This window comes from Streptomyces vietnamensis, assembly GCF_000830005.1.
GTDB lineage: Bacteria > Actinomycetota > Actinomycetes > Streptomycetales > Streptomycetaceae > Streptomyces > Streptomyces vietnamensis.
Window position 1 is genome coordinate 3,348,810 of record NZ_CP010407.1, and the last position, 25,725, is coordinate 3,374,534.

The following is a 25,725-nucleotide window of genomic DNA, read 5'->3' on the forward strand; positions in this document are numbered from 1 at the left end:
CCCGTTCCCCGGCGGTACGGCGGGGTCAGTCGGTCGCCCGGACCAGGGCGAGGACCTCGTCGCGGACCTTGGCCATGGTCGCCTCGTCGCGGGCCTCGACGTTCAGGCGGAGCAGCGGCTCCGTGTTGGAGGGGCGGAGGTTGAACCACCAGTCCGCCGCCGACACGGTCAAGCCGTCGAGGGTGTCGAAGGTGATGCCCTCCGTGCCCTCGTACGCCGCCTTCACCTTCGCCGTGCTCGCCGCCTGGTCCGCGACCGTCGAGTTGATCTCGCCCGACGAGGCGTACCGGTCGTAGGCGGCGACCAGGTCGGACAGGGTGCCCTCCTGGCCGCCGAGGGCCGCGAGGACGTGGAGCGCGGCGAGCATGCCCGTGTCCGCGTTCCAGAACTCCTTGAAGTAGTAGTGCGCCGAGTGCTCGCCGCCGAAGATCGCGCCGGTCTTCGCCATCTCCTCCTTGATGAAGGAGTGGCCCACGCGGGTGCGGACCGGCCGGCCGCCCTGCTCGCGGACGACCTCCGGCACCGACCAGGAGGTGATCAGGTTGTGGATGATCGTTCCGCCGGGGTTCTTGGCGAGCTCGCGCGCGGCGACGAGGGCCGTGATCGCGGACGGGGAGACCGGCTCGCCGCGCTCGTCGACGACGAAGCAGCGGTCGGCGTCGCCGTCGAAGGCGAGGCCGAGGTCGGCGCCCTCGGCGCGGACGCGGGCCTGGAGGTCGACGATGTTCTGCGGGTCGAGCGGGTTGGCCTCGTGGTTCGGGAAGGTGCCGTCCAGTTCGAAGTACATCGGGACGGTGTCCAGCGGCAGGCCCTCGAAGACCGTGGGGACCGTGTGGCCGCCCATGCCGTTGCCCGCGTCCACGACCACCTTCAGGGGGCGGATCGTGGTCAGGTCCACCAGGGACTTGAGGTGGGCCGCGTAGTCCTTCAGGGTGTCGCGTTCCGTGATCGTGCCCTGCTTCGCCGTCGGTTCCGGGGCGCCCTTCTCCCGCCACTCCTCGGCGAGGGCGCGGATGTCCGCCAGGCCGGTGTCCTGGCCCACGGGGGCGGCGCCGGCGCGGCACATCTTGATGCCGTTGTACTGGGCCGGGTTGTGGGAGGCCGTGAACATGGCGCCGGGCAGGTCGAGGCTGCCGGAGGCGAAGTACAGCTGGTCCGTGGAGCAGAGCCCGATGAGGGTGACGTCGGCACCGAGGCGGGCCGCGCCGCGCGCGAAGGCGGCCGCGAGGCCGGGCGACGAGGGGCGCATGTCATGGCCGATGACGATCGCGTCCGCGTCCGTCACCCGTACGAAGGCGGCGCCGAAGAGCTCGGCGAGCGTCTCGTCCCACTGGTCGGGTACGACTCCGCGGATGTCGTACGCCTTCACGATCTGCGACAGATCGGCAGTCACGGATCCACCCTCCTGAGTTCTTCACACGCGTGTGCGGCGCGTGTACGGAACGCCAAAACTACCCGGAGCGCAGTCGGGGATACGCGGACGGTGGCCGGTTGCCGTCAGTTGTCGGGCGAACGGAGCACCCTGAGGTGCCCGCGGCGACCGACCTCCATGGGGTCGCCGCCGCGGCCTCCGCCGCCCTTGCCGCCGGCCTCGGCCGCGCGCTGCTGGGGGCGGGCCGCCTCCCGTACCGCGTTGGCCAGCGCTTCGAGGTCGTCGCCGCTGGGGCGGGCGGGGGCGGATCCGTCGGAGAGCCGCACCACCTCCCAGCCGCGCGGGGCGGTGAGGCGCTCACTGTGCTCGGCGCACAGGTCGTAGCAGTGGGGCTCGGCGTAGGTGGCGAGCGGGCCGAGGACCGCAGTCGAGTCGGCATAGACGTACGTCAGTGTCGCGACGGCAGGGCGGCCGCACGCGGTGCGCGAACAGCGACGTACAGGGCTCACGACGTTGGACGGTACCGCACTCTTGAGCGGGCCGCGACGACTCTCCCTCAGGTCACTCCACCGTGTCGCGGTGTGACCTCCGCCACCCCCCTTCGAGTGACGGTGGCTCTGACCTGCACGGGAAGGGGTGTACGGGGGCGGGGGGAGGGGGCTATTCGGACAGCTCGGGATACAAATCCGGTCAACCAGGGCCAGATGGCCGATCGTGGCGGGCCCCCGAACCGTGCGTCAGGTCGGCCGGAATGTTCAGGTTTCGACAAGGGGGTGCTGCGGGGGTGCGGACGCGCCGGGAAAGTCGGCGAGGATCCGCCACGGTGCGCTGGGACGGATGAGGGTTACGCTGCGTCAGTGATGGACAGTCCTGTGCCGCCGAGCCCCTCGCACCGTCCCACGGAGCCCCCGGCCGAGCCCCGGGCCCGCCGCCGCGACCGGCACGGCCGCGGGATGCGGGGGCCGGTCGCGCCGCCGCAGGTGCCGCTCTCCGCGAGCCGGGCGGACACCTTCCGCGATCTCGTCCTCGACTCCGTGGAGCGCCTCGAACGGCGCTGGCCTCAGCTGGCGGACGTCGACTTCATGGTGATGGAGGTGCCGCCGCCGGTGCCGGGCGAGACGGTGCCGCTGGGCGGCTCGATGCCGGCCGAGAAGAACGAGCCGGCGCGGGTGGTCGTCTATCGGCGGCCGGTGGAGATTCGGTCGAAGAGTCGGGACGAGCGGGCGTTGCTGGTTCACGAGGTCGTGGTGGAGCAGGTTGCGGAGCTTCTCGGGCTGTCGCCCGAGTCCGTGGATCCTCGGTACGGGCAGGACTGAGGCGGGGGCGGGCGGTGCCCCGCTGCCGTGTGAGCCCGCGCCCGGCTGGGCGATGCCCCCGCACACCCCCGTGTGGGCATGGGCACACGGGACGGCGCCCCCGGCCGGGCCTAGGCTCCCGCGCCTTGACCCGCACCACCGCCGCGCCGTCACCTGGGTGCGGGTTCAGGCGCGGAAGCCTCGGGCGCCGGCAAGGGCACCGCCCCCCCGTTGTGCCCACCCGTTCCGCCCCAGCGGAACGATTGCCCACAACGGGGGGGCGGTGCCCCGGTCAGTCCAGGACGCCCAGGTCCTGGTGTGCTGTCGGGACCTCTACCGTGCCTCGGTCGTCCACGAAGGGCTGGATCGTGAACATCGGGACGTCGTCCTCCGGGAGGGCGAGCGTGCGGGCCGCGTGGATCTTGCCGCCCGAGACCGGTTCGACCGTCAGCGCGTAGGAGCCCTTGAGGCCCGCCGGGACGAGGTCGGTCAGGACCGTCGTCGTGCCGCCCTTCACCGTGACGGTCTTCGACACCGGCGTGCCGCCCTCGGAGCCGGCCGAGGCGGTGACCTTGACCTGGGCGTCCGCGCCGGGGGCGGTCAGGGAGAGCGTCGAGCCCTTCGCGCGGTTGTCGGCGACCGTCGCGCGCGCGGAGACGGCCGCGGTCGCCGGGATGAACGCGATCTCGGTGTTCTCTCCCTTGCCGCGCACGACCTGGAGGGCCGCCACGACCGGGATCGGCTTCTTCGGGTCGCTCGGGGTCAGCAGCAGGGAGCCCACCGCGCCCCGGGTGAGGTTCGGCAGGTCGACGGCGGCCGTCATCCCGGACTTCACGTGGAGGGAGTCGGCGCCCGCCGGAACGATCGTGCCGCTCGCGGTGACCAGTTGGACCTTGAGGTCGGCGTCGTCGTCCCCGGGAGCGAAGGCCACGAGCCGCACCGAGGTGGCGTCGGCCGGGATGCCGGGGAGCACGGCGCTGCTCGCCGGGTCGGCGGCCGGGGCGATCCAGTCGCTGCCGAGCTTGTCGTCGGCCACGGCGACGGCGGCGCCGACGCGTCCGCTGCGGGTGGTGACGTGGACGGTGACGTCCTTCCGGCCGGCCTCGCTCGTGAGGGTGGAGAGGAGCACCGGGACGGTGGAGTGGGCGGGGACCGGGATGCCCTCGGTGAACTGGGACTTGAGGGCCCCCTCGGGGCCGTACAGCTCGATGTCGGCGACGGCGGCCGTGTCGTCCGGGTTGGTGAGGTGGACGTAGTCCTGGCGGTCCTTGGCGGTGGAGGCCGCCGGGAACCAGAAGTCGGTGTCGGGGGCGCCGCAGCCGAGGCCGAGGAGGCCGCGCGCGCCGCCCGCCGGGACGACGGTGGTCTGCTGAACGGTCCAGCCGGGGGCGAGGGTGCCGGTCGCGGCGCCGGTGAGGGCGGGCACCGAGCCGCCGTCCGCCTGGGCCGTGACGGGCTTGCCGGGGGCGGTGACGGTGGCCGGGGCCTTGGGGGCCTTCGCCTTCTTGTCGGTCTTGCCGGTGCCGCCCGCCGCCGGCCCTCGCGCGGCGATGCGCAGGAGGGCCATGGGCTGTTCGGTCTTCGACGAACCTGTCGCCGCGCCCGTGCCCGTACTCGTACCCGGCGGGGTGTACGAGGTGTAGCGGGTCTCGGCCACCTCGGAGGTGCTGGGGGCCGGGCAGACGAGGCCGGCGCGCTCCACCGGCAGGCGGGTGGTGGCCTTCGTCCCGGTGGCGGCGGTGCCGTCCGGGGCGCTGAGGGCCGCGAAGCCGGTGACGGCGGCGAGGGCCGTGGCGCCCGCGATCAGGGAGAGGGTCGTGCGCTTCACTGGTTGCTGCTCCCGTCGGGACGCTGCTCGGTCTCGTGGCCCTGGGGGTATCCGTAGCCGTAGCCGCCGCCGTACGGGTCGTACTGCTGCGGGTCGTACTGCTGCTGCTGCGGCTGCTGCTCGTAGCCCTGCTGGGGGTACGCGTACGGCTGCTGCTGGTACGGGTCGGCCGCGTAGTCCTGGTAGTAGCCCTGCTCGGCGTACGGCTGGGTCTGCGGCTGTTCCTGGGCCTGGGCCTGGGCGTAGGCGGGGTCGTAGCCGCCGTCCCATTCCCGGTCCCCGCCCTGGGCGTGGGGCTCGTAGGACTGCTGCCCCGGGATGGGGGCGGGCGCGCCCTGTGCGGTCCCGAAGGCGTCGAAGGTGTCGGGAGCGGTCTCGGCGGTCTCGGCGGTCTCCGCCGCCGCCTCCGCCTCCGCTTCCGCGGCGGCGCGCAGGCGGCGGGCGCGGCGGCCGTCGCCGTCGGTCGCCTGGGCGGGGATGGCGAGCTCCTCCTCGGGGAGGTCGTCGTCGATCTCGCGGCGCCGCCCGGGCAGGGCGAGGACGAGCAGGACGACGGCGAGGCCGGCCTGGGCCCAGATCCACGCGGTGTGGGTGAGCGGCTCGTCGTACGTGAGGTCGAGGCGGCCGCCCCCGGTGGGGAGTTCGAAGCCCTGGGCCCAGCCGTCGACGGTGGTCCGCGTCAGCTCCTTGCCGTCGAGGGTGGCGGTCCAGCCGTCGTCGGCGCGGTCGGCGATGCGCAGGACGCGGCCGGCGGGGCCCGCCGGGATGTCGTCGTGTGCCTCGACGGGTCCTGCGGCGACGGTGACCGGCTTGGCGGTCTCCTCCGCGGTCTTCGTGCCGTCCTCGGCCGCCGGCGGGACGATCATGACGCGGGCGATCTCGCGGTCGACGCGCCAGAGCGCGCTGCCGTCGAGCTGGCTGAGGCGGCTGAGGCCGGGGGTGGAGTCGAGGACGCGGCTCATCTGGCGCGGTGCCCCGTCCCGTACGAGGACGTAGCGGATGGCGTAGCCGCTGAGCTCCTGGGTCTGGTCGGCGCCGGAGCCGGCGACGAGGCGGGCGACGACCCCGTCGAGGCGGGGGTCGGCCTCGGCGGTCTCGGTGAGTTCGGCGTCGCCGAGGCGGGCGCCGGAGCCCCGGACGAGGGTGTAGGCGACCTCGCCGGGCGTGCTGCCGCCGAGGACGAGGGTGCGGGGCTGGTCGCGGGTGCCGCTCTCCTCGGCGACGAAGGCCGGGACCTGGACCGGGTCGCGCCGGGTCAGCGGGCCGTCGGCGCCGCCGATCATCCAGGTGACGGCGGCGGCGGCCGGGCCGAGGGCGCAGGCGAGGGCGATGAGGGCGGCGACGGGCTGGCGCCAGCCGAAGCCGTGGGCGGCGACGCGGGTGCGGCCGCCCTCGGCGCCGATCATGCCGGCGGCGATGAGGGCGGCGCCGTAGACGAGGGTGGCGGGTCCGGCCCAGCCGGTGCCTCCCGCGCCGTTGGTGAGGACGGCGAAGAGGAGTCCGGCGAGGGCGGCGGTCCAGGCGGTGCGGACGGCGAGCTGCCGCTCCTCGCGCAGGAGGCCGGCCAGGCCGGCGAGGACGAGGCCGATCAGGAGCAGGCCGCCGGTGGTGCCGGGGCCGCCGGGGCTGGTGCCGAGCAGGTCGAGCGCGGTGGCCGTGCCCGTACGGACGTCGACGCCGGCCTCGCGCAGGAAGGCGCCGGGGTCGGTGAGGAGGGTGAGCGACCAGGGCGCGAGGAGCAGGACCGGGGTGCCGACGGCGGCCAGGAAGCGGAGTCCGTACGCGGTGATGTCGTCGCGGCGGACGGCGAGGACGCCGAGGCCGAGGAGGACGGCGAGCGGCCAGACGACCGGGGTGAACGCCGTCGCGAAGGTGAGCAGGAAGGTGTAAGCCCAGGTGGCGCGCCAGCTGCCGCGCTCTCCGCGCGGCCGGTTGAGGCCGTGGGCGGCGACGGCGGCGCGGGCGATCAGCGGGAGCAGGATCGCGAGGACGGCGGTGCCGAGCCGGCCGGCGGCGAGGGCCCCGGTGGCGGCGGGCAGGAAGGCGTACGCGATGGCGCCCCAGGCGCGCAGGAGCCGGGACTCGACGATGCCGCGGGCCGCGAAGTACGCGGTGAAGCCGGCGAGCGGGACCGAGCAGACGAGCAGCAGGGTCAGCGCGGTGGAGGTGGAGCCGAGGAACAGCGCGGAGAGCGCGGCCAGGACGGCGAGGTAGGGCGGGGCGGTCTGGGTGCCGCCGGTGCCGAGGGCGTGCCAGGCGTCGGCGTACCGCGACCAGAGGCCGGAGACGGTGTCGGGGGCGGGCAGCAGGGCGCCGCCGGCCAGCGAGCCGCCGGCGAAGAGGTTGCGGCAGGCGACCAGGGAGACGAGGAGGAGCAGGGCGAAGAGGACCGGTCCGGGCTTGCGGGCGATCTTCTTGAGCCGGGCGAACTGCTCGATCTCCAGGTAGTCGGCGTCGTCGCCGCCGGGGCCCGACTCGACGACGCCGTGGCGGGAGCCGCCGGTGTCGGCCTCGGCGCCGCCGAAGTGGGAGGCGATCTGCTCGACGGTGGCGCGGACGGTGGCGCCGGGCGGCGGGAAGAGCGCTCGGAACTCACTGGTGGGTACGGCCGGGTTCCTGCGGCGCTTGCGGGCGGCGAGGATCTTCTCGGGCCGCAGCAGGGTCGCGAGGAGGCCCATGACCTCGTCGACGGCCTGGCCGGGGGCCTTGCCGACGAGGTAGGCGAGGGTGCGGAGCAGGGTGCTGAGGACGAGCCGTACGAGGACGTACGGGAGGGCCCGGCCGCGGGTGTTGGCGAGGAGGGTGTGGACGGCGCCGGCCTTGTCGACGCGGTGCGGGTTCGCCGCGGTGCGCCCCGCGCAGTCGACGGTGCGGCGCTCGCGGGCGGAGGCCTCGGCGTGCCGCAGGACGGCGTCGGGGGCGACGAGGACGTGGAAGCCGGCGGAGTGCGCGCGCCAGCACAGGTCGACGTCGTCGCGCATGAGGGGCAGGCGGCGGTCGAAGCCGCCGAGGCCCTCGAAGACGTCGCGGCGGACCAGCATGCCGGCGGTGGAGACGGAGAGGACGGAGCGGACCTGGTCGTGCTGGCCCTGGTCCTGCTCGCGGCGGTCGAGTCCGGTCCAGCGGCGGCCGCTGCGGGCGATGCTGACGCCGGCTTCGAGGAGCTGCTTCCTGTCGTACCAGCCGCGCAGCTTGGGGCCGATGACGGCGGCGTCCGCGTCGGACTCGGCGACGCGCAGGAGTTCGGCGAGGGCGCCGGGCTCGGGGGCGCAGTCGTCGTGGAGGAGCCAGAGCCACTGGACCGGTTCGCCGTGCGGGAGGTCCGGGAGGTCGTACGCCTCGTCGTTCCAGGTGCGGCTGACGGGGTCCCAGCCGCTGGGGCGCTTCAGATAGGGCAGGTCCTCGGGTCCGAGCAGGGGCGCGGTGCGGGCCGCCTCCTCGACGGCGGCGCCGAAGCCGGTGCGGCGCGCGAGGTGCAGGACGCGGTCGGCGCCGATGGCGTCGGCGACGAGCTGCGCCGAATCGTCGGCGCTGCCCGTGTCGGCCGCCACCACGTTCTGCACGGGGCGCTCCTGGGCGAGCAGCCCGGCGAGTGCGTCGGGCAGCCAGCGGGCGCCGTCGTGGGTGACGAGCACGGCGGTGACGACGTGTCGCGGAAACTCAGGAGTTGAGGACATCGAGCTACGGGCCCTCCGGCCGGGGTCGCCCGCGGGGGGCGTGGGGAGCGTCTCGGACGGAGGCCCACACTAACGGCTGCACGCGGAGCGGTCCGCCGCCCTGTGGACAGACCGTGCGGAAGGGTGCGGGGCGTAGCGGAGGGGCGCGGGGCGTAGCGGAGGGGTGTGGGCGGTGCCGGAGGGGTGTGGGCCGTAGCGGAGGGGTGCGGGCCGTGCCGGACACGCAGAACGGTCCGCCGCCTGTGTCGTGAGCACAGGGGGCGGACCGTTCGTCATGTCCTGGTGTGCGCGCCGGGGCGCCCGGGTGCCGTTCAGACGGCGGCCTTCTTCAGACGGCGTCGCTCGCGCTCGGAGAGGCCGCCCCAGATGCCGAACCGCTCGTCGTTCTGCAGGGCGTATTCGAGGCACTCGGAGCGGACCTCGCAGGCGAGGCAGACCTTCTTGGCCTCGCGGGTCGAGCCGCCCTTCTCGGGGAAGAAGGACTCGGGATCGGTCTGGGCGCACAGCGCGCGCTCCTGCCAGCCGAGTTCCTCGTCCGCGTCCTCGACCAGCAGTTCCTGGAACAACTCGGTCATGTGCGCCCCTCGTCTGTTCTGTGCGTCCCCGTGATGTTGCCGGGACGAACCCGGCCGAACGACACGAGTGAAATTACAAGTTTGTGCTCTGTGCGAGTCAAGCCGAGATCTGCTATTGGGCCCCGTATTCACTCTGCGGAACCAAGCCTATGCGGAAAGTGTTCAAATCACCAAAAAACGTGACACATGCCGCTGGCTCGATCGCGCCGTGCCGTCCTCACAGGGGAGGACGTCCGAGACTTGGATCTTGTTGCGATCCGACCGGGGAAGTGATCTGGATCACCGCCCGATCGCGCCCGTCCATGTTTAAGGGCGCGATCGAAGCGCCATCTCTCCTGGTCCGCGCCTGAACAAACCTTTCTCCGGGCACTGTAACCGGATGAGGTGAAACATAGCCCCCAAATCGGGCATTGAGTTGACAGTCGGGTACCCCTCCGGCCACCTTTGATGGCATGCCAGCGACCACAGCGCCCTCCGCGACCCACAGCCGTGGGTTCCGCCGCGCTGTCCAGGCGCGCTGTTGCTGTTGCTGTCCCAGCTGTTGATGCCGTAGAGCTCCAGCTGTCGGAGCCGTAGAGCTCCGGCTTCTCCCCCAGCGTCACCCTGCGTCACCCGTGTCACCCCTCTTCCGTGACCCCCCACCGCTTCTGTTTCTGCTGAGGAACCTCCCCACCCCATGAACATGGACAGCGACCTTCAGATCGCCGGCGACATCCTCGAGGTCCCGCACCTCCTCCAGCCCGAGCGCGCCCACCCCGAGACCGTGGCCGAGTTCGCCGCCCTCGCCCGCTCCATCGCCGACGACCGCTCCCAGTGGGCCCCGTACGTCGAGTACGACGCCACCACCCGCTGGTACCACCGCCTGCGCACCGGCCCCGGCTACGAGGTGTGGCTGCTCTCCTGGGTGCCCGGCCAGGGCAGCGGGCTCCACGACCACGGCCTCTCCTCCGGCGTGCTGACCGTCCTGGAGGGCGAGCTGACGGAGCGTACGGACCGGGGCGTACGGAGGCTCGACAGCGGCGCGCAGCGGGTCTTCGCGCCGGGGTACGTCCACGAGGTCGTCAACGACTCCCTCGAACCGGCCGTCAGCCTGCACGTGTACTACCCGGGGCTCACGGAGATGCCGATGCACGAATCGCTCCAGGCGCAGTGCGCCCCGGCCGCCCCGGGATTGATCGACGCCTGACAGACTGCACTGCATGCGCATTGTGGTTCTGGCCGGCGGCATCGGTGGTGCCCGTTTCCTTCGCGGCCTCAAGCAGGCCGCGCCGGACGCGGAGATCACGGTCATCGGCAACACCGGTGACGACATCCATCTCTTCGGGCTGAAGGTCTGCCCCGACCTGGACACGGTGATGTACACCCTCGGCGGTGGCATCAACGAGGAGCAGGGCTGGGGACGCACGGACGAGTCCTTCACCGTCAAGGAGGAGCTCGCGGCGTACGGGGTCGGGCCCGAGTGGTTCGGCCTCGGCGACCGTGACTTCGCCACCCACATCGTCCGTACGCAGATGCTCGGCGCGGGCTACCCGCTGAGCGCCGTCACCGAGGCGCTGTGCGCCCGCTGGCAGCCCGGCGTGCGCCTCCTCCCCATGTCCGACGACCGCGTCGAGACGCACGTGGCGATCGAGGTGGACGGCGAGCAGCGCGCGGTGCACTTCCAGGAGTACTGGGTGAAGCTGCGCGCCTCCGTCGACGCGAAGGCCGTCGTGCCCGTCGGCGCGGAGGCGGCGAAGCCCGCGCCGGGCGTCCTGGAGGCCATCGCCGAGGCGGACGTCATCCTCTTCCCGCCGTCCAACCCCGTGGTGAGCGTCGGGACGATCCTGGCCGTGCCCGGGATCCGCGAGGCGGTCGTCGCCGCCGGGGCGCCGGTCGTGGGCCTCTCCCCCATCGTCGGCGACGCGCCCGTGCGCGGCATGGCCGACAAGGTCCTCGCGGCGGTGGGCGTGGAGTCCACGGCGGCGGCGGTGGCCCTGCACTACGGCGCCGAACTCGTCGGCGGCTGGCTCGTCGACACCGTGGACGCGGACGCGGTCGCGGAGGTCGAGGCGGCGGGCATCGCGTGCCGCGCGGTGCCGCTGATGATGACGGACGTGGACGCGACGGCCGCGATGGCCCGCGAGGCGCTGGCGCTCGCGGAGGTGGTGCGGGGGTGAGCGGCGTCGCTCCCTCGTACCGGGTCTGGGCGCTGCCCGGGCTGCCCGAGGTGGCCGCCGGGGACGATCTGGCCAAGCTGATCGCCTCCGCGTCGCCGGAGCTCGCCGACGGGGACGTCCTGCTCGTCACCTCGAAGATCGTCAGCAAGGCCGAGGGGCGGGTGGTCGCGGCCGACGACCGCGAGGAGGCCATCGACGCCGAGACGGTACGGGTGGTGGCGCGGCGCGGCACCCTCCGCATCGTCGAGAACCGGCAGGGGCTCGTCATGGCCGCCGCCGGGGTCGACGCCTCCAACACCCCTTCCGGGACCGTGCTGTTGCTGCCCGAGGACCCCGACGCCTCGGCGCGGCGCATCCGTTCGGGGCTGCGCGAGGCGCTCGGCGTCGACGTCGGCGTCGTCGTCACGGACACCTTCGGGCGGCCCTGGCGCAACGGACTCACCGACGTGGCGATCGGCGCGGCCGGCGTGCGGGTCCTCGACGACCTGCGCGGCGGGACCGACGCGCACGGCAATCCGCTGAGCGCGACCGTCGTCGCCACCGCCGACGAACTCGCCGCCGCCGGCGACCTGGTGAAGGGCAAGGCGGCCGGGCTCCCGGTCGCCGTCGTGCGCGGGCTGCCCCACGTGGTGGGCGGCGACGCCGAGGAGGGCGGGCGGGCGCTCGTACGCTCCGCCGCCGACGACATGTTCCGGCTCGGGACCTCGGAGGCCGTACGGGAGGCGGTGACGCTGCGGCGGACCGTACGGGAGTTCACCGACGAGCCGGTCGACCCGGGGGCGGTACGGCGCGCGGTCGCCGCCGCCGTGACGGCCCCGGCGCCGCACCACACCACGCCGTGGCGGTTCGTGCTCCTGGAGTCGGCGGAGTCGCGGACGCGGCTGCTCGACGCGATGCGGGACGCGTGGACCGCGGACCTGCGGCGGGACGGCAAGTCCGAGGAGTCCATCGCGAAGCGGGTCCGGCGCGGGGACGTCCTGCGCAACGCGCCCTACCTGGCCGTGCCCTGCCTCGTCATGGACGGCTCCCACCACTACGGCGACCCGCGCCGGGACGCCGCCGAGCGCGAGATGTTCGTGGTGGCGACGGGCGCGGGCGTGCAGAACTTCCTCGTCGCCCTGGCGGGTGAGCGGCTGGGCTCGGCCTGGGTGTCCTCGACGATGTTCTGCCGGGACGTCGTACGGGAGGTCCTCGGGCTGCCGGAGGAGTGGGACCCGATGGGCGCGGTGGCGATCGGCCATCCGGCGGCTCCGCCGAAGGAACGACCGGCGCGGCTCGCCTCGGAGTTCGTCGAGGTGCGGTGACGGTCCTCTAGAGGCCCACGATGTTGCCGGGCGTCCTGCGGGGTGCCCGGCGCGGTGGTACGCGGCCGCTGAGGAGGATCAGGCGGGCCGCGCGGTGGCGCTGGCCGGCGTACGGGGCCAGGAGCTCCAGCATCGTCTCGTCGTCCGCCGTACGGTCGCCCGCGAGCGCCCAGCCCACGATGCCCGGCAGGTGCAGGTCGCCGGTGGTGACCTCGTCCGGGGCGCCGTTGCTGCGCTGGACCGTCTCCGCGCTCGTCCAGGCGCCGATGCCCGGGACCAGCTCCAGGCGCTTGCGGGCCGCCGGCGGGTCCATGTGCGCGGCCTCCTCCAGACGGGCCGCCACCCTGGCCGCGCGGACGATCGTGGCCGAACGCTTGCCGTCGACGTTCGCGCGGTGCCACTCCCAGGACGGGATCTGCGTCCAGGTGCGGGCGTCGGGCATCACGTACATGCCCTCGGGGGCCGGGCCGGGGGCCCGTTCGCCGTACTTCCGGACGAGCGTCCGCCACGACCCGTACGCCTCGTGCGTCGTGACCTTCTGCTCCAGGATCGACGGGATCAGCGACTCCAGGACCAGACCGGTACGGGTCAGGCGCAGGCCCGGGCGGCGGCGGTGCGTCGCCAGGAGCAGCTTGTGGCGGGGGACGAAGGCGGTCGGGTCGTCCTCCGCGCCGAGGAGGGCCGGGAGGCGGTCCAGGAGCCAGTCGCCGCCCGGGCCCCAGGCTTCGGCCTCCCCCGCGCCGATACGGAGGGTGCCCGGGCCGTCCGGGGTGCGGCTGGCCCGCCACACCGAGCCGTCCGGGGTCACCCGGAAGGTGGGGTCGGCGGGGCCGCGGCGGAGGGGGCCGAGGGTGAGGCCGAGGTCGAGGGCGAGGGGGGTGCCTTCTGGGGCGGGGAGGGGGAGGTGGCCGCCGCGGACGGTGGTGCGGGTGGGTTTGGGTGCGAAGCGGCCGGCCATGGGTCCGAGCCTAGCCGTGCGGGCCTTGTGGGGCCGCGCCTCCGCCTCGTGCGGCCGTGCCCCGCCTCGTGCGGGCCCTCGCCCTGCTGGGCTTCGCCCCGCGCCCGTGCTGGGCGTCGCCCCCGCTGCCGTGTGGGCAATCGTCCCGCAGGGCGGGACGGGTGGGCACACGGGACGGCGCGCCTGGCCGCGCCCCCGCTCCCTGTGCCTGGACCCGCACCACGTGTGCGCCGCCGTTTGAGGTGCGGGTTCAGGCGCGGAAGCCTCTGGCGCCGGCAAGGGCGCCGTCCGTTGTGCCCACCCGTTCCGCCCCAGCGGAACGATTGCCCACAACGGGGGCGGCACGAGGCGCCCACAACGGCGGGGCGCAGCCGCTCGCGGCTGGTTCTACTGGTCCGACGAGAAGCGGACCGCGCCTGCGGGGAGGGTGGTGTTGCACCAGACTCGGACGCCGTCTCGGAGTTCGTTGTCCGGGCCCACCTGCGCGCCGTCGCCGATGACCGCCCCGCTCACCACCGTACGCGCGCCGATGCGCGCCCCCGCGCCGATCAGGGAGTCCGTGATCACCGCGCCCGGTTCGACGATCGCGCCCGCGAGGAGGGTCGAGCCGGTCACCCGGGCGCCCTCGCCCACCACCGCGTCCGCGCCCACCACCGTGCCGCCGGTCAGCTTGGCGTCCGGGGCGACGCGTGCCGTCGGCAGGACCAGGCGGTCGCCGCAGCGGCCCGGGACGGCCGGGGAGGGCGCGCGGCCCAGGACCAGGTCGGCGGAGCCGCGGACGAAGGCCTGCGGGGTGCCGAGGTCCAGCCAGTAGGTCGAGTCGACCATGCCCTGGAGGTGGGCGCCGGAGGAGAGGAGCTCCGGGAAGGTCTCGCGTTCCACCGAGACCGGGCGGCCCGTGGGGATCGTGTCGATGACCGAACGGCGGAAGACGTACGCGCCCGCGTTGATCTGGTCCGTGACGATCTCCTCCGGCGTCTGCGGCTTCTCCAGGAAGGCCGTGACGCGGCCGGTGTCGTCCGTGGGGACCAGGCCGAAGGCGCGCGGGTCCTCGACGCGGGTGAGGTGGAGCGAGACGTCCGCGCCGGAGGAGGAGTGGGTCGCGACGAGGGCCTGGATGTCCAGGCCCGTGAGGATGTCCCCGTTGAAGATGAGGACCGGCTCGTCGGGGCCCGAGTGGAGGCGCGAGGCGACGTTCCGGATCGCGCCGCCGGTGCCGAGGGGCTCCTCCTCGGTGACGTACTCCAGGCTGAGGCCGAGGGCGGAGCCGTCGCCGAAGTACGGCTCGAAGACCTCGGCCAGGTACGACGTGGCGAGCACGATGTGCTCGACGCCGGCGGCGCGGGCCCGGGCCAGCTGGTGGGTCAGGAAGGGGACGCCCGCCGCCGGGACCATGGGCTTGGGCGTGTTGACCGTGAGGGGTCGCAGCCGTGTGCCCTTGCCACCGACCAGGAGGATCGCTTCTGTCACCTTGTCGTCTCTGCTTCCTGTTCGGGGCCCGTCAGCTCGCCCGTTCGGTCGTCCGTGCGATATGACCGGTCAGTTTATGCAGATGGTTGCCTCCATGACCCATCAGTGACCCATCAGCGACCCCATCGGTGACCCGGTCGGGCCCTTCAGGGCCTTCCCTGGTACTTCGCCGAGCTCGTGCGGGCCGTGCCGAGCTTGCCGTACAGCTTGACGCCGGGGCACTCGGTGGCGAATCCGTCACGGTGTCCGGCGATCGCGTTGAACCGTACCTTCGTGCCCTTCTTGTACAGGTTTCCGCCCCCTGAGACCAGATACGACGTGCCCTTCGGGTTCACCCCGTGCAGTCCGAGCTTCCAGGCCGTCAGACGCGCGACGGCGGTCACGACGGCGGCCGGCGGGTTGCTCTTGCTGAAGGTGCCGAGGACGGCGATGCCCATGCTGTTGGTGTTGAAGCCGAGGGTGTGGGCGCCCATGACCGGCTTGGCGACGCCGCCGGCCCGGCCCTCGTAGATGTTTCCGCACTTGTCGACGGCGAAGTTGTAGCCGAAGTCCCGCCAGCCCATGCTCTTGACGTGGTAGCGGTAGATGCTGCGCAGGACGGAGGGGGCCTGCTTGCAGGTGTAGTTGTTGCCGGTGGCGCTGTGGTGGACGAAGGCCGCCTTGATGGTCTTCGTGTAGACGAAGCCCTTCTCGCGGATGCTCTCGTCCGCGCCCCAGCCCTTGCGGGTGATGATCTTCGGCTGGGGGCCGATGTACGGCTTCGCCGCGGCGGCCGCCGGGACGGCGGGGGCCGCTTGCGCCCGCGGCATGCTCCGGGCCGTGAGCTCCGTCTCCTTCTTCGAGAGGGCCGGGATCCAGCTCGCGCCGTACGGGGCCAGCTGGGCGTTCACCGCGCTCGCGGCCGCCTCCGCCGCGGCCGCGCCGGCCCGGGCGCCCGGAGTCGTGGCGCTGCGGGTGCGAGGGGCCCCGGGCTCGGCCGCGGGGGCCTGCCCCGGGTCCACCAGTTCGAGGCGCAGGCCCGCCGGGAGCCGCTCCTCCCCCCGTACGCGGATCTCGACGCCGTCCGAGTCGCCCACCCACAGCGGGGCCGTGGCGCCGCGGTGCGTCCGGGCGGAGCCCTCCGCGGTGTCGGGGTCGGCGCCGTGCTCCTCGTTGTGGGTCTCGACGTCCTGCCAGTCCGACCAGGTGCCGCCGCCGGCGGCCCGGGTGCGGACCTGCACGGTGCCGTGCAGCGGGGCCGCCGGGTCGTCCCAGACGACGCCGACGAGCGAGAAGGGCCTGACGTCGCGTCGGGTGAGCCCCTGCTCGCCCGAGCCGATCGCCCCGCCGAGGGCGCGGGTGGCGGCGCCGAGCGGTTCGAGGGGCAGCGACTGGGTGGAGCCCGGCAGTTCGGGCGCGGGTGGCAGGGCGGAGGCGGCCGCGGGTGGCGCCGAGGCCGCCGCCGTCGCGGTGAGGGAGACCGGCAGGGCGAGCACCGCCGCGCAGGTGACGGCGATCGAGGAGGCGAGTGAGGCACGCATGGGCCGATCGTGCGGATCGCCGGGCCGTTCCGCGCGCCGGGAACCCGCCCGGAAACTGACGGGGCGTCGGTCCGACCGGAGGACGCCGTCACCGGTACGGCGGACCCGCCCGCGCCCGCCCGCGTACGCTGTCGGGCGTGAACGCCAGCGACCGCACCCCCGCCGACCTGCTGCGATCCGCGCTCGCCGCGGACCCCGCCCGCCCCTTGGTCACCTTCTACGACGACGCCACCGGTGAGCGCGTGGAATTGTCCGTCGCCACCTTCGCCAATTGGGTGGCCAAGACGGCGAACCTGCTCCAGGGCGAACTGTCCGCCGGGCCCGGCGACCGGCTCGCGCTGCTGCTGCCCGCGCACTGGCAGAGCGCCGTGTGGCTGCTCGCCTGCTCGTCCGTCGGCGTGGTCGCGGAGATCGGCGGCGACCCCGCGGACGCGGACGTCGTGGTCGCGGGTCCCGACACCCTGGAGGCGGGTCTCGCCTGTTCCGGGGAGCGGATCGCGCTCTCCCTGGCCCCGCTGGGCCGCCGCTTCCCGGCCGCGCCCGCCGGGTACGCGGACTACGCGGTCGAGGTGCCGAGCCAGGGCGACCGGTTCGCCCCGTTCGTGCCGGTCGATCCGGAGGCTCCGGCGCTCGTCGTCGACAGTACGGAACGCAGCGGCGCCCAGCTCGTCGAACAGGCCCGGACGGATGCGGCGGCCCTCGGCCTCGCCCCGGGCTCCCGGATCCTGTCCGGACTCGACTACGGGACCTGGGAGGGCCTCTCGGCCGGCCTGTACGCCCCCCTCGCGGCGGGCGGCTCGGTGGTCCTGTGCCGGAACCTGGACCGGCTGGGCGCGGAGGGCCTGGAGAAGCGGATCGAGAGCGAGCGCGTGACGCACACCCTGCGCTGAGCGCCTCTTCACCCCGTTGGACCAGCACCACGCCGAGTCCCCGGGTCCACGCGCCGTCTCCGGTACATGATCGGCCCGGGGGGAGTCGACTCCTTCCGCACAACCATGCGTCGGGTTCGGCCGTCTCCTTCTGTGACCGGTGGACGCCCGGCGCGCCGCCGACGCCATGAAGGACGGACCCTGACGTGACGGACCGCGCAGGCACGCCCGCCGAACCGGACCCTCCGGCCACGGAGGACGAGGACACGGCGCCCGGTGCTCCGGAGGAGCCGCGCCGGCGCCGCCACTGGCTGCGCTGGACCGCCCTCGGTTGCGCGGTCGTCGTGCTGGCCGCCGCCGGGGTCGGCTGGTGGTTCTACCGGAAGCTCGACGACAACATCACCACCGACACCACCGCCGCCGCCGAGCTGGAGAAGTACGAGAAGGAGCGCCCGCCGGCCGGCACCACGGCCGCCCGGAACATCCTGATCATCGGCTCGGACACCCGGGCCGGCGCGGGCAACCGCAAGTACGGCAAGGACGAGGGCACCCAGCGTTCCGACACGACGATCCTGCTGCACCTCGCGGCGGGGAAGTCGAGCGCGACGGCCGTCTCCCTGCCCCGCGACCTGATGGTGACGATCCCGAGCTGCCGCAAGGCCGACGGGACCCGCACCCGGGAGCAGTTCGCGCAGTTCAACTGGGCCTTCGAGTTCGGCGGTACGGCGTGCACGATCCGTACCGTCGAGAAGCTGACCGGGATCCGGGTGGACCACCACATGGTGATCGACTTCCGGGGCTTCAAGAAGATGGTGGACGCCGTGGACGGGGTGGAGGTCTGCCTCAAGGAGCCCGTGGACGACACGGACGCGAAGCTGAAGCTGCCGGCGGGCCGCCAGACGCTCCACGGGGAGCAGGCCCTCGGTTTCGTACGGGCCCGCAAGTCGATCGGGAACGGCAGCGACACGGAACGGATGGACCGTCAGCAGCAGTTCCTCGGCGCCCTCGTCAACAAGGTGCAGAGCGACGGGGTGTTGCTCAACCCGACCAAGCTCTATCCGGTCCTGGACGCGGCCACGAAGGCGATCACCACGGACCCGGGGCTCGACTCGCTGAAGGACCTGTACGACCTGGCGCGGGCCATGCGGGCCATCCCGACCGCGAAGGTGCAGTTCCTCACCGTCCCGCGCCGGTCCTACCGATACGACGCGAACCGGGACGAATTGGTGCAGCCCGCGGCGAGTGAACTCTTCAAGCAGCTGCGCGAGGACAACCCCATCGCGGTGACGCCGGAGAGCGGAGAGCACGGCGGGGACGGGAAGCCCGACGACAGCGGCACGGTGCCGCCGTCCGCGACGCCCACCTTCACGGGACGGAACGCGGCGGAGGGGGTGTGCGAGTAAAGGACGCCCCAAGGGGAGCGTTGAGAGCGATGAGGTTTGAGCAAATTGCCCGGTTGTAAGGGGCGTGGAATTTGTCACGGACGTCGCCCCACGCTGAACTGGGCGGATAGTGTGACGCGATCCGGTGCACCCGACCACGTGGCCGCACTGACCAAGGATCGAACGACCGAGAGAGCGGCGCCCTGTGGGGGAGGCGCCTCGCGTGGCACCGACGGAGGATTCGAGCAACCGTGGACGCGCACAGCCGTGGACAGGCGGACGAGATCGACCCCGCCGACCAGTGGGTCCTCAACCCGCGGACCGGCAACTACGAACTGCGACTGGACCGCTCCGCTGGGCAGTCGCAGCCCCGGTCGCAGGCGCAGGCGCAGACCCCGTCCCGCCCCCGCAGATCGGCACCCGCGCCGGCACCCGCTCCCTCTCCGGCCGACGCACCCGTCCCCGGCCAGCGCCGCCGCCGCGCCCCCGAGGAGCCCGGCAGCGGCCAGGTCCCGCCGCAGAGCCGCCGCAAGCGCAAGCAGGGCACGAACCGCAAGAAGAAGGTCCTGCTGTGGACCGGCGGCACGATGGCGTTCGTCCTCGTGGGCGGTGCGGCGGGTGCGTACGCGATCTACAACAAGCTCGACGGCAACATCGGCACGGTCGACGTCGGTGACGCCGCGGAGGCCACCCCGGGGATGGACGGGCCGCTGAACATCCTGATCATCGGCAACGACGTCCGTACCGGCGCGGGCAACGAGAGCTACGGGAACAAGAGCAACGTCACCGGCCACGCGGACACGACGCTGCTCATGCACGTCTCCGACGACCGCACCAACGCGACGGTCCTGAGCATCCCCCGGGACCTCAAGCTCCAGATCCCGGACTGCCCGACGAAGCAGCCGGACGGTTCGACGAAGGTCATCCCCGGCTCGGTCGAAAAGGCCCGGTTCAACGAGTCGTTCGGTGTGAACGGCCGCGACCCCGGCTGCGTGATGCGCACGGTCAAGGAGATGACCGGCGTGGGGATCAACCACTTCATGATGGTCGACTTCAACGCCGTCAAGACGCTGTCGGCGGCGGTCGGCGGCGTGAAGGTCTGCCTGAACAGGCCCATCAAGGACAGCTACTCCAAGCTCGACCTCCCGGCGGGCGAGAGCCGGATCCAGGGCGAGGCCGCGCTCTCGTTCCTCCGCAACCGCCACGGCCTCGGCAACCAGAGCGATCTGGACCGGATCAAGATGCAGCAGCAGTTCGTCGCGTCGATGATGCGGCAGCTGAAGGAAGACACCCTGAACAGCCCGACGCAGCTGCTCTCGGTCGCGAACGCGGCGACCGAGGCGCTGACCGTGGACAAGGGGATAGGCAGTGCCCTGAAGCTGACCAGCCTGGCCAAGGAGATCGGGAAGGTCGACCTCAAGAACATCAGCTTCATGACCGTTCCGGTCGTCGACAACCCCGATGAGCCGCCGAACAAGCGGGCGACGGTCGTCCCCGACCCGGTCGAGGCTCCGCAGGTGTTCTCGATGATCCAGAACGACGTCTCCTTCACCGAGGTGAAGAGGAAGAAGCAGGACGCCAAGAACGCCCAGGCGCAGGCCCAGGCGAAACTGCTCCAGGGCCCGCGCGCCGCGGCCGTCGACGTACGCGTCGACGTCTACAACGGCAGCGGGGTCCGGGGCGCGGCCCAGTCGACCATCAACTGGCTGCAGAACGACCAGGGTGTGACGCGGTCCACCAACAAGAGCAACGCCCCCGAGAAGGCGGCGAAGACCACGCTCACCTATGCACCGAACCAGGCCGATCAGGCCCGCAAGCTCGCGGACATGATGGGCCTGCCGGCCTCGGCACTCAAGCCGGGCACACAGGACGCCGCCGCGCGCGAGCCCATGACGCTCGTGCTCGGCGCCGACTTCAAGGGCGCGGGGGTGCCCATCACGGGTCCGACGAAGGCGCCGGACGTCGAGAAGGTAGAAGCCGACAAGAAGGTGTGCGGCGGCTGACCCGGAAACACCGGGGCACGGCGCACTCCTGATTCACGAGGGGACCTGGGGTGGGACAGAACAGCGTGCGTGGGGAGGGAACGCGCGGGCGCGTTCCGCGCGCCCGTGAACTGGGCTGGGACGACGACCTGTACGGCGCCGGCGAGGCGACCGGCGCGAAGGCCGACGCTCCCGAGGAGGAGGCCGACGCATCCGCGTCGACCCGCGCCGGGCGCCGGCGCGGCGGAAGCGGCGGCGGTACGGGCGCGGGCGGACGCGCCGCCTCTCGCCGGCGCGCCAAGAAGACCGGCAAGCGCAAGGTGCTGCGCTGGACGGCGATCACCCTGTCGCTGCTGATACTCGGCACGGCCGGCGCCGGATACGCGTACTACCAGCACCTCAACGGCAACATCCGCAGCGGTGACCGCGCGGGCGGCAAGAGCGGCGCGAAGAAGGCCGCGCCGAACGCCCTGGGCGACACCCCGCTCAACATCCTCCTCATCGGCTCCGACGACCGCAAGGACCCCAGGAACGTGGCCCTGGGCGGCGGCAAGAAGGACCGGGACCGGCCGCCGCTCGCCGACGTGCAGATGCTGCTGCACATCTCCGCGGACCGGAAGAACGCCTCGATCGTCTCCATCCCGCGCGACACGGTCGTCAGGATCCCCGAGTGCAAGGACAAGGACGGCAGGACCTACCCCGAGACCACCAACCGGCCCATCAACGAGTCACTGCAGCGCGGCGGCGCCGGCTGCACCCTCACCACCTGGGAGAACCTCACCAAGGTCTACATCGACCACTGGATGATGGTCGACTTCGCGGGCGTGGTGGCCATGGCCGACGAGGTCGGCGGCGTCCCGGTCTGCGTGAAGACCGGCGTCTACGACAAGCCGACGGCCGCCGCCCCGGGCGGCTCCCATCTCAAGCTTCCCAAGGGCACCCACGAGATCAAGGGCGAGCAGGCCCTCCAGTGGCTGCGCACCCGGCACGCCTGGGGCAGTGACCAGGGCCGCGCCAAGGCCCAGCACATGTACATGAACGGCCTGATGAAGAAGCTCCAGGACCAGAACGCCTGGACCGACACCTCACGTCTGATGGGACTGGCCGAGACCGCCACGAAGGCCTTCAAGGTCTCCGACGAGATCGGCACGGTGGCGAAGCTGTTCGACCTGTCGATGCAGCTGAAGAACGTGAAGCTGGACCGGCTGACCACGGCCACCGTCCCGACGGACGCGTATCCGGGCAACCCGGACGCCTGGCTCCAGCCGCGCCAGGCGGCCGCCGAGAAGATGTGGTCGATGCTCCGCGACGACGTGGCCATGGACAAGAACGGCGACCCGGCCGACGCGAAGCCGAAGCCGTCCGCGAAGCCGAAGGTCACCGCCGATGCCGCCGGGTCCCTCGGCGTGACGGTCGTCAACGGCACCGGCGGCGACAGCGAGCCGGCCGCCGAGGGCCGTGCCCGCGCGATCACCGAGATGCTCCAGGGCAAGGGCTTCGCACAGGCCGAGGCCTCCAGGGAGGCCGCGAGCCGCAAGGACACCGTGGTCATCTACCCCAAGGCGGACGGCGACCAGGGCAAGGCCAACGCCCAGTCCGTGGCCAAGGCGCTCGGGCTGCCCGACTCGGCCGTCCGGATCGACCCGGCGGCCGAGGGCCTCACGGTCGTGATCGGCTCCGACTGGCGCGAGGGCAGCACCTACAAGAAGCCGACGGTCGCCGCGGGCGACCTGCCGGAGGGCGCGGACGACAAGACGGACTGCATGACCGTCAACCCCAAGATCTACGAGTGGGACGGGAAGTCCTAGGACTCCGCGGCACCGCGTGTACGGCGAAGGCCGGGCCCCTCACCGGGGGTCCGGCCTTCGCCGTACGACAGGTCAGACGGTCTCGCCCTTCTTCACCGCCGGGCGGCGGCTCGCGATGACCTTCTTCGCGAGGGAGCGGGGGCTGGTGAGGAAGCCGTAGCCCCAGGACATGTGCATCGTCGCGAGGGCCACCGGGATCTGCAGGCGGGCCTTCAGCGGCAGGCCCTTGCCCGCCGGGACCGAGCCCGCCGTGATCGCCGCCAGGTAGCCCGCCGGGATCACGAAGCCCAGCGGGGTGAGGACCGCGCCCACCACCAGGCCGGCCGCGATCGCGCAGACGGCGGTCGGCGGGGCCAGGTAGCGCAGGTTGATCGAGCCCTCGTGGTAGCGGGCCACCACGTGGCGCCAACGGCCGTAGTCCTTGTACTGCTTCGCCAGGGCCTTCACCGAGGGCCGCGGGCGGTACTGGACGCGGAGCTCCGGCGAGAACCAGATCAGGCCCCCGGCCTCACGGATCCGGAAGTTCAGCTCCCAGTCCTGGGCGCGGATGAACTCCACGTTGTACCCGCCCTGCTGCTCCAACGCCTCGCGCCGGAACACGCCCAGGTACACCGTCTCCGCCGGACCCGCCTCGCCGCCCGTGTGGAAGGCGGCGTTGCCCACGCCGATCTTCGAGGTCATCGCGGCCGCGACCGCGTCCTCCCAGGCGTTCTCGCCCTCGGCGTGCATCACACCGCCGACGTTCTGCGCGCCCGTCTCCTCCAGGAGGCGGACGGCCGTCGCGATGTAGTTGGGCGACAGCATGCCGTGGCCGTCGACGCGTACCACGATCGGATGGTGGGAGGCCTGGATCGCCGCGTTGAGGGCGGCGGGGGTGCGGCCGGTCGGGTTCGGCACCGTGATGACGCGGCGCTTGCCCGAAGCGGTTTCGCGGACGAGCTCGGCGGCGATCTCGTCCGTACGGTCCGTGGACGGGCCGAGGGCGATCACCACCTCCATCTCGCCGTCGTACTCCTGCTCCAGGATGTGACGAACCGAGGTGCGCAGATACCGCTCCTCGTTGAGGACCGGCATGATCACGGAGACGGGGGGCGTGGCGTTCATTGCCCGCCACGTTACCGCGAACGGGGGACACCGGTGCGCGCCGAGCGGGTGGTGCGCCCTTGCACTGATCGTATGGGCCTACGGTGCTCACGGTTTCCCGTCCCACCGCGGAGGTGTCCGTCCGTGCCCACACCGCCCCGCACGCCCCGTCCCCGGCCCGCCGCCCGCCGCGTACCGGTCCGCCGGCCGCGGAGGCGCCCCCGGTGGGGGATGCGGATGGCGACGGCGCTCTCCGTGGCGGTCCTCACGGCCGGCGGGATCGGGCACGCCGTGGTGGCCGGGCTCGACACCGGGATCACCCGGGTCGACCCCTTCAAGGACATGAAGAACCGGCCGCAGGCCGGACACGGGATGAACGTCCTCGTCGTCGGCACCGACGGGCGGGACCGGATCACCGCCGAGGAGAAGAAGAAGTACCGGCTCGGCGGTGCTCCCTGCCACTGCACCGACACGGTGATGCTCGTCCACATCTCCGAGGACCGGGAGCGGGCGAGCGTCGTCAGCCTGCCCCGCGACTCGTACGCGGAGATGCCCGAGCACACCGACATGAACAGCGGCAAGAAGCACCACGCCCACCCCGTGAAGCTGAACGCCGCCTACGCCGAGGGCGGGCCCGGACTCACCGTGCGGACCGTCGAGTCGATGACCGGCGTGAAGATCGACCACTACCTGGAGGTCGACTTCACCAGCTTCATGCGGACCGTGGACGCGGTGGGTGGAGTGCAGATCTGCACGAAGCGGTCCCTGAAGGACTCGTACACCGGGCTCGACCTCTCCCCCGGCACCCATGAGCTCGACGGCGGACAGGCCCTGCAGTACGTGCGCTCCCGGCACATCGACGGGGCCGCCGACATCGGCCGGATGCAGCGGCAGCAGCGGTTCCTCGCCGCGCTGATCGAGCGGGTGACCGACGGCGGGGTGCTGCTCAACCCGGTGCGGTTCCGTGAGGTCGCCACGACGATGCTGGGCTCCGTACGGGCCGACGAGGACTTCGGTACGGATCAGCTGCTCGCCCTCGCCAAGGCGATGCACGGCTTCACCCCGGCCTCATCGGAGTTCGTGTCCGTGCCGATCGGCGACATGAGCTTTCCCGTGAAGGGCATCGGCTCGACCGTGAAGTGGGACGCGGCCAAGGCCCAGAGGCTCTTCCAGGCGCTGCGGGACGACCGGCCGCTCGCGCAGGCCGCCGTGCAGAAGGCCGCGGCCTCGGCTTCGACTTCGGCCTCGACCTCGGCGAAGGCGCCCAAGGAGGTCGTCGTCGACGTGGCACCGCGGACGATCCGCGTCCAGGTCTACAACGGGACCCGGACCGACGGGCTCGGCCGCAAGGTGGACGACGCGCTGCGGGCGACCGGCTTCGACACGACGCGGACGCCGGTGACCGGGGCCCCGCAGAAGCGGACCCTCGTGGAGTACGACCCTCGGTGGGACCGGTCCGCCAGGTCGTTGGCGGCCGCCTTGCCGGGGGCGGAGCTCAGGGCCGTGGCGGGAAGGGGCGGGACGTTGCGGGTCACCGTGGGCGGGGACTACAAGGGGGTCACCGCGGTGCGGGCGGAGGCTTCTGGGGCGCCGTTCGAGGCGGTCACCGGGGACCAGGTCGTTTGTCCGTGACCCCGCGGTGGTCGGTGCGGGTTCGGGCGCGGGAGCCTAGGCCCGGCTGGGGGCGCCGTCCCGTGTGCCCACCCGTCCCGCCCTGCGGGACGATTGCCCACACGGCAGCGGGTGCGGGCCCCACACGGGTGGGGCGCAGGCCTCGCGTCAGTCCTCGTAGCCCTCGGCTGCTCGGCGTTCTCTCAGTTCCTTGATGGCCTGGCGGCGGGCCAGGCGGTGGGTGCGGCGGATCTGGGCTTCCTGGTTGCGGCGCTTGTCCTGCTCCGTCTCCGGGATGACCTGGGGGACCGGGCGGGGCCTGCCCTCCGCGTCGACGGCCGCGAAGACGAGGTAGGCGGAGCCGACCTGGGTGGCGGGCGTGGACTCGTTCCAGCGCTCGGCCATGACCCGTACGCCGACCTCCATGGAGGACCGGCCGGTCCAGTTGACCTGGGCCTTCACGTGCAGCAGGTCTCCGACCCGTACCGGCTCCAGGAAGGCCATCTCGTCCATGGAGGCCGTGACCGCCGGGCCGCCCGAGTGCCGGCCCGCGACGGCGCCCGCCGCGTCGTCCACCAACTTCATGATCACGCCGCCGTGCACCGTACCGAGGAGGTTGGTGTCGTGGCTGGTCATGATGTGGCTGAGGGTGGTGCGGGACGCGGAGGTCGGCTTGCCCGGGATGCCGTCCGGAATATCGCCCTGATCTGTCATGTCCTCCACCTTATGCCGGGTCCGGCCTCCGTCCCCGTCGGGTCCGGTTTGCATCAGCTTGGCAACAGCAGCGGTCCGATCTTCTACCCGGGCTGTTGTCCGGAAAGGCCCGCCCGGCACA

General features: G+C 72.8%; 19 protein-coding genes. 9 read left to right on the forward strand and 10 right to left on the reverse strand.

The window, feature by feature from the left end:
- Nucleotides 1–25: 25 nt before the first annotated feature.
- Complete coding sequence (locus tag SVTN_RS14780) at nucleotides 26–1,393, reverse strand: phosphomannomutase/phosphoglucomutase (protein ID WP_041129514.1); 1,368 nt, start codon at nucleotides 1,391–1,393, stop codon at nucleotides 26–28.
- A 104-nt stretch (nucleotides 1,394–1,497) separates the two neighbouring features.
- Nucleotides 1,498–1,932 carry a DUF3499 domain-containing protein gene (locus SVTN_RS14785; RefSeq protein ID WP_078908355.1) on the reverse strand — a complete coding sequence of 145 codons (435 nt, stop codon included), beginning with the start codon at nucleotides 1,930–1,932 and terminating at the stop codon, nucleotides 1,498–1,500.
- Nucleotides 1,933–2,232: 300 nt separating this feature from the next.
- Between SVTN_RS14785 and SVTN_RS14790 the strand changes: the two genes are divergently transcribed.
- Nucleotides 2,233–2,688 (forward strand): metallopeptidase family protein, encoded by a 456-nt coding sequence (locus tag SVTN_RS14790; RefSeq protein WP_041129516.1) that lies wholly within the window; start codon nucleotides 2,233–2,235, stop codon nucleotides 2,686–2,688.
- 271 nt (nucleotides 2,689–2,959) lie between these two features.
- On the opposite strand, the gene SVTN_RS14795 is transcribed toward SVTN_RS14790, so the two are convergent.
- From SVTN_RS14795 to SVTN_RS14805, 3 genes are all read right to left on the reverse strand, one after another.
- Nucleotides 2,960–4,495, reverse strand: coding sequence for a DUF5719 family protein (locus SVTN_RS14795; RefSeq protein ID WP_041129517.1), 1,536 nt, complete (start codon nucleotides 4,493–4,495; stop codon nucleotides 2,960–2,962).
- Nucleotides 4,492–8,172: a glycosyltransferase family 2 protein gene (locus tag SVTN_RS14800; protein ID WP_041129518.1), complete on the reverse strand. Its 3,681-nt coding sequence runs from the start codon at nucleotides 8,170–8,172 to the stop codon at nucleotides 4,492–4,494. The genes SVTN_RS14795 and SVTN_RS14800 overlap by 4 nt, the downstream gene beginning before the upstream one ends.
- A 311-nt stretch (nucleotides 8,173–8,483) precedes the next feature.
- On the reverse strand, nucleotides 8,484–8,747 hold the full coding sequence (locus SVTN_RS14805) for a WhiB family transcriptional regulator (protein WP_015033978.1): 264 nt from the start codon (nucleotides 8,745–8,747) through the stop codon (nucleotides 8,484–8,486).
- Nucleotides 8,748–9,423: 676 nt separating this feature from the next.
- Here SVTN_RS14805 and SVTN_RS14810 point away from each other — a divergent pair.
- From SVTN_RS14810 to SVTN_RS14820, 3 genes are read left to right on the forward strand one after another with little or no spacing between them, the layout of a single operon-like run.
- Nucleotides 9,424–9,933, forward strand: coding sequence for a cysteine dioxygenase (locus SVTN_RS14810; RefSeq protein ID WP_041129519.1), 510 nt, complete (start codon nucleotides 9,424–9,426; stop codon nucleotides 9,931–9,933).
- A 13-nt stretch (nucleotides 9,934–9,946) separates the two neighbouring features.
- Nucleotides 9,947–10,903 (forward strand): 2-phospho-L-lactate transferase, encoded by a 957-nt coding sequence (gene cofD, locus SVTN_RS14815; RefSeq protein WP_041129520.1) that lies wholly within the window; start codon nucleotides 9,947–9,949, stop codon nucleotides 10,901–10,903.
- The gene (locus SVTN_RS14820) at nucleotides 10,900–12,207 is read left to right on the forward strand and encodes a coenzyme F420-0:L-glutamate ligase (protein WP_041129521.1); all 1,308 of its coding nucleotides are present in this window, start codon (nucleotides 10,900–10,902) and stop codon (nucleotides 12,205–12,207) included. Before cofD ends, SVTN_RS14820 begins: the two co-directional genes overlap by 4 nt.
- A 7-nt stretch (nucleotides 12,208–12,214) precedes the next feature.
- Here the strand turns inward: SVTN_RS14820 and SVTN_RS14825 are convergent, their stop codons facing one another.
- The 3 genes from SVTN_RS14825 to SVTN_RS14835 form a co-directional block, all read right to left on the reverse strand.
- Nucleotides 12,215–13,165: a DNA-3-methyladenine glycosylase family protein gene (locus SVTN_RS14825; protein ID WP_041129522.1), complete on the reverse strand. Its 951-nt coding sequence runs from the start codon at nucleotides 13,163–13,165 to the stop codon at nucleotides 12,215–12,217.
- 387 nt (nucleotides 13,166–13,552) lie between these two features.
- Nucleotides 13,553–14,635 (reverse strand): mannose-1-phosphate guanylyltransferase, encoded by a 1,083-nt coding sequence (manB, locus tag SVTN_RS14830; protein ID WP_041129523.1) that lies wholly within the window; start codon nucleotides 14,633–14,635, stop codon nucleotides 13,553–13,555.
- A gap of 146 nt (nucleotides 14,636–14,781) precedes the next feature.
- Nucleotides 14,782–16,155, reverse strand: a complete 1,374-nt coding sequence (locus SVTN_RS14835) for a peptidoglycan recognition protein family protein (protein ID WP_041129524.1) — start codon at nucleotides 16,153–16,155, stop codon at nucleotides 14,782–14,784.
- 137 nt (nucleotides 16,156–16,292) lie between these two features.
- On the opposite strand from SVTN_RS14835, the gene SVTN_RS14840 reads away from it, so the two are divergent.
- The 4 genes from SVTN_RS14840 to SVTN_RS14855 all read left to right on the forward strand — a co-directional run bounded on the left by SVTN_RS14840 (nucleotide 16,293) and on the right by SVTN_RS14855 (nucleotide 22,196).
- Nucleotides 16,293–17,045: a TIGR03089 family protein gene (locus SVTN_RS14840; RefSeq protein WP_041129525.1), complete on the forward strand. Its 753-nt coding sequence runs from the start codon at nucleotides 16,293–16,295 to the stop codon at nucleotides 17,043–17,045.
- Nucleotides 17,046–17,230: 185 nt separating this feature from the next.
- The gene (locus SVTN_RS14845) at nucleotides 17,231–18,427 is read left to right on the forward strand and encodes an LCP family protein (protein WP_041129526.1); all 1,197 of its coding nucleotides are present in this window, start codon (nucleotides 17,231–17,233) and stop codon (nucleotides 18,425–18,427) included.
- A 230-nt stretch (nucleotides 18,428–18,657) separates the two neighbouring features.
- The gene (locus SVTN_RS14850) at nucleotides 18,658–20,409 is read left to right on the forward strand and encodes an LCP family protein (protein ID WP_041129527.1); all 1,752 of its coding nucleotides are present in this window, start codon (nucleotides 18,658–18,660) and stop codon (nucleotides 20,407–20,409) included.
- A gap of 50 nt (nucleotides 20,410–20,459) precedes the next feature.
- Complete coding sequence (locus tag SVTN_RS14855; RefSeq protein WP_078908356.1) at nucleotides 20,460–22,196, forward strand: LCP family protein; 1,737 nt, start codon at nucleotides 20,460–20,462, stop codon at nucleotides 22,194–22,196.
- 72 nt (nucleotides 22,197–22,268) lie between these two features.
- Here the strand turns inward: SVTN_RS14855 and SVTN_RS14860 are convergent, their stop codons facing one another.
- Nucleotides 22,269–23,300, reverse strand: coding sequence for a glycosyltransferase family 2 protein (locus SVTN_RS14860; RefSeq protein ID WP_041129528.1), 1,032 nt, complete (start codon nucleotides 23,298–23,300; stop codon nucleotides 22,269–22,271).
- 72 nt (nucleotides 23,301–23,372) lie between these two features.
- Here SVTN_RS14860 and SVTN_RS14865 point away from each other — a divergent pair, with 72 nt between their 5' ends.
- On the forward strand, nucleotides 23,373–24,911 hold the full coding sequence (locus tag SVTN_RS14865; protein ID WP_483855331.1) for an LCP family protein: 1,539 nt from the start codon (nucleotides 23,373–23,375) through the stop codon (nucleotides 24,909–24,911).
- A 147-nt stretch (nucleotides 24,912–25,058) separates the two neighbouring features.
- Here the strand turns inward: SVTN_RS14865 and SVTN_RS14870 are convergent, their stop codons facing one another.
- Nucleotides 25,059–25,604, reverse strand: a complete 546-nt coding sequence (locus SVTN_RS14870; RefSeq protein ID WP_041129530.1) for an acyl-CoA thioesterase — start codon at nucleotides 25,602–25,604, stop codon at nucleotides 25,059–25,061.
- Nucleotides 25,605–25,725 lie beyond the last annotated feature (121 nt).